The sequence below is a fragment of the Novosphingobium sp. B-7 genome (genome assembly GCF_000410615.1).
GTDB classification, from domain to species: domain Bacteria; phylum Pseudomonadota; class Alphaproteobacteria; order Sphingomonadales; family Sphingomonadaceae; genus Novosphingobium; species Novosphingobium capsulatum.
The window spans coordinates 1-6,962 of the sequence record NZ_KE148485.1; the positions used below are offsets into that span (position 1 = coordinate 1).

Genomic DNA, 6,962 nt, shown 5'->3' on the forward strand with positions numbered 1-6,962 from the left:
GCCGAAGCCGCGCGTGCGGCACATGGCACGGGTGGGTTTGCAGCAGCTGCCTGCGCTGGTGCGGGCAATCGACAGCTATGACGGCGAGGAGAATCCGCGCCGTCGCGCCGTAACCCGTGCGGCGTTGCTGTTCACGCTGCTGACCTGGGCACGGACCAACGAGACTCGCCTTGCGCGCTGGGATGAGTTCGAGCAACTCGATGGGCCGGAGCCGCTGTGGCGCGTGCCCGCGGCGCGGATGAAGATGGAACGCGAGCACCTTGTGCCGCTGTCGCGCCAGGTCGTGTCGTTGCTCGAAGCCGTCAGGGCCTATTCGACAGGTGATTACGTCTTCGGCGGTGACAAGCTAGGCCAGCCCATTTCTCAGAACACCATGATCTATGGTTGCTACCGCATGGGATATCGCGGCCGACAGACAGTCCATGGCTTCCGCGGTCTGGCCTCCACATGGGCCAACGAGGCCGAGTGTTATCGTGCTGATTGGATCGAGATGGCACTCGCCCACGTCGACCGCGACGACGTCCGCAGCGCGTATAACAGCGCGCTCTATATGTCGCCGCGCCGGCGCATGCTCCAGGATTGGGCCGATCATGTGTTCGGCTGCTTGAAGCCGATTCGTGAGATATCTCACCGTCAGGTTCCCGAGCTGGCTCAAACAGCCTGACATTGGCCTGCTGACAAACTGTGGATCATTGCACCCAATAATGCCGAAGGGGATGGCGGTTCCGCCCGGCGTTTGCGCAGGGATGGAGACGACGCCGCGAAAGCAGCCGTGCCAAAGGTCTGACTGTACACTCGAAAATTGCCGTTCATTCCCGGTGATTCGGCAGAGCGATCGACCATTTTCCGGGCAGGAGCACATCGCGCCTGATCGACCACGGCCAGCGCCGTCAGCCGGCGGAGCGCTGTTTTGCAACTTGGCCGATCGAAAGTGATTCGACCAGCCCGACCTTCGCTCGCGCCGGTTGCCGCTCTCCGCGTCGAACCGAACTGGCGATTCCGAATCGAAGGAGGGCCTCGGTCAAGCGCTTCAAGGTCGTGTAGGGTGCCCAGCTCCCGCCGTAGGCTGTCTTCAAGCTTTCCCAATTCTCGACGAGGAGATTGGCCAGTGCCTGCTCAGAGCCTACTGGACTGGTCTGAAGCGCGATCACACAATCCGATAGAACGGCTTCGCCGGATGCGAGAAGCACGATCTTGTCGCTGCTCGGTCGCCCAACGCGCGGAATCAGGACTGCGGGGCCGCTGATCGTACGATGCGCAGAGGAGACACGCCGGTCAGACGGTAAGAGGCAATTGCGTTGGAGGTCGGTTGTATGGATGAAGCGCGGGCCAGTGTCGGTTGCCACCTGCTCATGCACGGAGAGTGATCCTCGCGTCATCTCGACGGCGAAAGGGCGCAACGATACCAGGGACGGCGTACCTATAGTCTTTCGCTTTGGCTTTGCGCGCGTGATGCGCAAGACCGTCACAGCGACGGCATGAGACTTGAAGGCAGTCCGCCACACATCCCCGATCTGTTCGATATGGCCCCATGCCCGCATCGCAGTTCGCAAGTCCGCGTCTCGCTCGCTGGTGAGCACGGAAGCCGGCAGGATGGCGATAACTTCACCCCCTGGCGCCAGATGTGCGAGCGCCCGAGCAGCAAACGCTAAAGCCTTGCTCGCCTTGTGATCGACACCCTCGATTTCGGCACAATATCGCTTATTGCCGCGGCCGGAGAATGGCGGGTTGAGCAATATCAAGTCAAATAGGCGGTCTGCCAGCAGGCGGTCTGAAGCATCCGCCAAGAAGTCGACAATCATCGTGTCGCATCCCGGCAGCAGCGCTTCGATTGACGCGACCGCTTGTTCATCGATATCGGAGCCGAACAGCTTCGCTCCCGGCCACCGCGCGGCAGCTGCCCTCAACAGGGCACCATCCCCGGCCGCAAAATCGGCAATCGATCGGGGCGATGCCAGCGTGGATGCCTCGGCAAGGAATTTGGCGAGATCGGGCGGTGTATAGATGGCGTCCATCAGGCCGCCGCCGGTCGCGAGGGGGAGAGGAAGTCGGATACGCCATAGACCAGGCAGCGTGCGGTGCCGGCGGTCCGGCCGACTTTACGTTTCACATTGTCGTAGACGATCTCGACCTCATCGCCGTGCGCGATCGCGAACAGGATCGCGCCCAGCGCATGCGGCTTGGTGCCGATCAGGCCGACCTTGAGCTGCTGCGATGGGTGCCGATTGTGGATCTCTTCAAGCGCATAGAATAAGCTGAATGGGCAGTTAGACCGCGCGAAACGGAGATTTCTGGTGGCCTTATATTTTTCGAGCGGCGTTGCATTCCCGAGATAGGCGTCCAGTGGATAATGAGGCCGAAAACCGGGCACGCCTATGATCGGGTAGATTTTCTTCGCCAGCGGCTGGACCTCGTTCAACATGTGCGACAGGCGCACGCCCTCGAAGCCGAGCAGCGGCACAAAGCATATGTCTTCCTCGGCCCGGTCTTCCAACGACGCGAATAACGGTATCGGCGCAATTCCGTCGATCCGCTCGCTCAGATCGAATATCTGGCCCGCATCCGGTGCCGGCGACTCACTGTAGGTATCGGGTTCGAGGTAGATCACCCGAAACGGTTGGCCAGCCTCGAGGCAGATCCTGACCAATGGCGCCCATGTGGCATGGCCAAGGCCGGTGATGTCGAGGTAAATCGTGCCACTTCCCAGCGACGCGACGAAATCCTGCAAAGGCGCGCGCCTCCGGGTCGGCACCCGTTCGAAGCCAGGGAGGTTTGTCTCAAATGCTCCGGCATCTCCGTCCCTGATCTCGACGAAGCGTACGCCCGACGACCGCTTCAACAGAGATAGCGCGAATTCGCTACGCGGTTCCGATGTCACCCCGTAAAGGTAGCTCGAGCCGACCGTCGGCTGGAAGCGCGACGGATCCTCGAAATCCCGGGTGAACAGCGGACGCTCACTGATCGGCTTCATAGTAGCCTTCGAATAGCCGCAGCTGGTCGGGAAGAGGATAATCCTCATCGCCCCGATTATTCTGACGCAGGATCTGGCGGATCCCCGTCTTGGGCTCCCGGACGAGCGCCATCAACTGGTTGGGGGTAAGACGGAGCTTCCGCTTGCGCCGATAGCTGAACACGAAAAATGCCGAATAGATCGGGTGGACCGAATAGTCGTAGCCCTTGAGATCCAGGTCGGTCCTCTTGTTCGCGACGCTTCGTACAAGCGCGAGGTGCATGACGGCGGCCGAAAGGAGCTTCTCCGCGTCGCCCAGCGGGGCATCTTCGGGCAAGGTGAACTGCGTGACCTCGGGCGTATGTCCTTCCGGTTCGCTTGCCAGTACCTCGAAGATTCTCCCGAGGCCGAGTAGCAGCTTGGTTAGCTGGGCGCCGTGGACGGAAAGCCCCTCCAATTCCGAGAGGTTCTTGCGTCCGACCTGAGTGGCCGCCTGCGTCTGCAGTTCGGGGCGCACAGGCTCACCAGGCGTGCTGCGCTCATCTCGCTTTTGCAGGAGAAGCGCCTGACCGACGAGTTCTAGCAGGTATCGGATGTTGCCGCCCGCCATGAGCGTATAAGTTCGCCAGCCGGCATAATACTTCCGGATGCCGGGTTTGCGGCGGCGCAACGTGAAGAGGACGGCGAATTTGTAATTGCCGAGTCGGTCGTCCCAGCTCTTGGGTTCGCGCCGGCGCTCCTCGAAAACCGCCGCCACGCTCGATTGCTGCGATCTTGCCCAGAAATCGACGAGCGACAGATCCAGCGGCGCCATGGCGGTCGCCTCTTCAGTCCACTGGGGGCATTCAACTTCGATGTGGCGGAGGATGCGCGCAGCATGCTCCTTCACTCCCAACAGATCGGCTTCCTCTTCTGCGGACAAAGCCGGTAGGATGCGCGCGATGTCGAGACCGGAGGGGAAGTCTTTCGAAACCTGCGCCCGCAAATTACAGACGTCGGCGGCGAAATTGACGAATTGTTCGCCTTGGAGCCGTTGCTCGATGTCGATCCGTTCATAGTCGGCGGGACTGACGAGTTGCTCATTTTCGTTCAGGGTACTGCGTCGGCGCCAGCCGAGATCGCGCACGCCGATCTTGAATGTATAATGCGGGCCGCAATGCTTGATCAGTGTGTTGAAAACTACCTGCTGATAGTCAAGTAAATTCTCAAACTCGTCGACGATGAAAAAAAGGTTCTTGCCCAAGAACTCCGGCATATCGAGGACCGCCTGGCACAGGTCATCGATTGCCTGACCCTGGAGGGAGAGAGGCGGCAATGCGCCCGCATCGAGATTGTTGAGAAACGCCTCGAAACGCCGCCGACCGCGGTGAATGTTAGTCAGCAGTGCGGCCTGGTCGTCCGCCGGGTCTAGATAAAGCGCATCGGCGACGTCCTGGCACACCGATGCTGGAAGCGACGCTCCCTGCGGCGCTGTTTTGCTGTGCCAGTTGAGGAATTCGACGACCTGGCCGCAAAAGACCATATTGATATAGTGGGCAAATACCCGTTCCCATTGGCGGTCGGAAAGTTCGTCGCCACGGAAGGCAGTGACGCGATTGGTGTTCACCCGATAATAGAAGCCGTAATAGGGCCAATCGTTGATGTTCGCGGTGTCATGCTTGTCAAGCTCGAAGCGGCCCTCATAGGACAAGCATCGCAAGACCGTTGTCTTGCCCGTCCCGCGACCACCGACAAGAACGCACGGCCGGGGTGTTTCAAGTTCAGGATAATAAGTCGGCTTGGTGAACAGCTTGAAGAGAGCATCCTTCAACCATTCCGCACGATAGATGCCGAAAGGGTCAGTGATCGACGCATCGTCGTCAAAGGCGGGTGCCTGCGTCATAGCCGACGCACCAATGGCTTCCAGCCATTCTTTTCAGTGAAAAAGATCGGCAGGTTCGCATCCGGAACCGAATGCTGGAAGGCGAGACCTAAGCCCAGCTTGTGGAAGCCCCGCCAATCGTCCTCCCCACCATCGTCTGCATCATATCCAAGCCGTCGGCCGACGGCCTCGACTAGGGCGATGCCATCATCCCTAATCATCTCGGGCCACAACAGCGACGCCGGGTCGGCGAGAGAATATCGCTCGGGGATCACGTTGCCGGCCGAAATCTGGACGCCAGGGACGTGCCGATGGATCCGCTTGCGCCCATATTCCGTCGTCATGGCGTTACAGTAGAAGAAAGATGCGGACGAGGAGTCCGCGAGCGTCTTGAAAGAGGCCTTTCCGCTGCCGTGCTCGTACAGGCGGTGCCAAGTGGCGAGAAATTGCTCGCCGGAGCCGACGAAGTCATCGACGAATACGACGGGACCGGAAAATCCGCCGGCTAGCTTCGCGATCACGTCGCGTGGCTCGAACAACTGCTTCTGATCTATGCCGATCGCTTGGCGTGCCTTCCGCGCGAATAGCCAGCCACTGTCGGATGGGTTCGGGTCCTCCCCTTGGACAATGGTGATCAGTGCCTCATCGCAAAAGGCTCGCCATCGATCAATAGCATCGGACAAAGGCGGCCAGTCCTCGAGCAGCATCGTCGACAGATTCTGGAAAGCGGATCGAAACAGTTGGTCGACCAAATGGTCGGCGAGAAATGTGAATCTACTCAGCAGAACCAGCGCGAACGGACGTTCGGCAGCGGAGAAATTGCCGAGCCAGCCTTCGGGATCGATCTTGGTCTGATCCCAGGCGCCAAAATCGACGAGGCGACCGCAGGCTTCGAGCACGTTGGATTCGTCGGGAAACGCTTCTGATGTCATCACGCTTGACGTAGCGCAAAATCGAACGCGGAACAGCCAAGATTTTTTAGCGACTCCGTTTCGACGTCATGGGGGCTGAGGCCATTGAAGACGCAAATCCACGATGGATAGTCGGTGCCATCACCGCTGTGAGTACGTTCCTCAACCGTGGGGCGGCTACCCCTTGGCGCGGGCATCGTCGCTCTATTTCCGTGCCGTACCACGGCGCTTCGGCCAGATGCGGCGGTTGAGCCGTCGGTATACGACGCGCCGGCTAGGAACTTAACGAGGGGCAGCGAACCGCAAGACTCTTTCCGAAAACTGCCAGCGCGCAATCGGCTAGACTCCTCTCTCTCTCCAGAAATGCGAGAGGCTACGCTGGCGAAACTCGCTTTCTGGGAGGATCGGTCGTTCGAGCTGCCCAGCCGGATCGGCCGCTTTGTCCCAATCCTCGGCACTCTCGGTAGACTGCCTTTTATATAGGATCGGAGCGTATCCGTGCAGCACTTCGAAATGGGGCGGCACTGCTATCGGACCTCGTCTACTCGATAGAACATGGGATTGCGCATCCATTCGCGGATGGCGGATTCGCGCCAGCCGGTACAGCGCGTGGCAATGCGCACCTGCTTGGGAAACGTGCCTGCCTGGATGTTCCGGTAGAGAGTGGCGCGGGTCAGGCCGGTGCAATCGAGGACGGCGTTGAGGCGCAGAATGCGGTCCGGGAACTGTTCGGTCATGGCGTGGTCTTCCTGTGCTGTGGTTGGTTGTCTTGCTCCCTCCTCATGAGATTTGCTGGTCTGCGGTCGGCGTCAAGAGTGCCGAAATCGGTGCCAATGCGCTGATTTTACGCCAGTTGACCCCAGGATGTCCGATCCTACCCCACGGTGCGAAAAGGAAATTTTGAGGGTCGTGCAGATTGTGTCTCAGGCCGTCTCGGCCTGACCGCGCTCTCCTTCCGCTGCGCTCCAGCCGAGCCGGCTGCGCCGTCTCGTCGGCATAGCCGGTGCGATCGCTGACACCTGGCCCGGCCATGTTGACCGGCCCTGTCGGTCCGCCTTCGGCTCCCCTCCGGTTGTCGCCGCGCTTCTTGGGCGCGGCGGCGTCTGCCTCGGCTCCGAGGTGACGGGGGGGCGTCACGGCCCTCTAGCCCCGCCGCGACGGGGTGCAACCCGGCCCGCTGCGCGGGTCCGGGTGCTCCACGCTGTTGCGCTCCTTCGGATGCACCCCGCCGCCTGATGCG

The 6,962-nt window shown here is 60.6% G+C and carries 6 protein-coding genes; 1 reads left to right on the forward strand and 5 read right to left on the reverse strand.

What is annotated here, in order from left to right:
- Positions 1 to 664 (forward strand): site-specific integrase (locus H926_RS29605; protein ID WP_022678026.1); only part of this gene is annotated, 664 nt, incomplete at its 5' end.
- Between the two features lie 226 nt (positions 665 to 890).
- Here H926_RS29605 and H926_RS0121120 read toward each other — a convergent pair.
- The 5 genes from H926_RS0121120 to H926_RS0121140 form a co-directional block, all read right to left on the reverse strand.
- Positions 891 to 2,015: an N-6 DNA methylase gene (locus H926_RS0121120; RefSeq protein WP_022678027.1), complete on the reverse strand. Its 1,125-nt coding sequence runs from the start codon at positions 2,013 to 2,015 to the stop codon at positions 891 to 893.
- Positions 2,015 to 2,971 carry a hypothetical protein gene (locus tag H926_RS31215; protein WP_022678028.1) on the reverse strand — a complete coding sequence of 319 codons (957 nt, stop codon included), beginning with the start codon at positions 2,969 to 2,971 and terminating at the stop codon, positions 2,015 to 2,017. Before H926_RS31215 ends, H926_RS0121120 begins: the two co-directional genes overlap by 1 nt.
- Positions 2,955 to 4,832, reverse strand: coding sequence for a hypothetical protein (locus H926_RS0121130; RefSeq protein ID WP_022678029.1), 1,878 nt, complete (start codon positions 4,830 to 4,832; stop codon positions 2,955 to 2,957). The genes H926_RS31215 and H926_RS0121130 overlap by 17 nt, the downstream gene beginning before the upstream one ends.
- Positions 4,829 to 5,743 (reverse strand): hypothetical protein, encoded by a 915-nt coding sequence (locus H926_RS0121135; RefSeq protein ID WP_022678030.1) that lies wholly within the window; start codon positions 5,741 to 5,743, stop codon positions 4,829 to 4,831. The genes H926_RS0121130 and H926_RS0121135 overlap by 4 nt, the downstream gene beginning before the upstream one ends.
- 506 nt (positions 5,744 to 6,249) lie before the next feature.
- The gene (locus H926_RS0121140; RefSeq protein ID WP_022678031.1) at positions 6,250 to 6,459 is read right to left on the reverse strand and encodes an AlpA family transcriptional regulator; all 210 of its coding nucleotides are present in this window, start codon (positions 6,457 to 6,459) and stop codon (positions 6,250 to 6,252) included.
- Positions 6,460 to 6,962 lie beyond the last annotated feature (503 nt).

Bases quoted from the DNA above. Each gene is read 5' to 3' on its own strand.
- H926_RS0121120 (WP_022678027.1), bottom strand. From the start codon at position 2,015: ATGGACGCCATCTATACACCGCCCGATCTCGCCAAATTCCTTGCCGAG.
- H926_RS31215 (WP_022678028.1), bottom strand. From the start codon at position 2,971: ATGAAGCCGATCAGTGAGCGTCCGCTGTTCACCCGGGATTTCGAGGAT.
- H926_RS0121130 (WP_022678029.1), bottom strand. From the start codon at position 4,832: ATGACGCAGGCACCCGCCTTTGACGACGATGCGTCGATCACTGACCCT.
- H926_RS0121135 (WP_022678030.1), bottom strand. From the start codon at position 5,743: ATGACATCAGAAGCGTTTCCCGACGAATCCAACGTGCTCGAAGCCTGC.
- H926_RS0121140 (WP_022678031.1), bottom strand. From the start codon at position 6,459: ATGACCGAACAGTTCCCGGACCGCATTCTGCGCCTCAACGCCGTCCTC.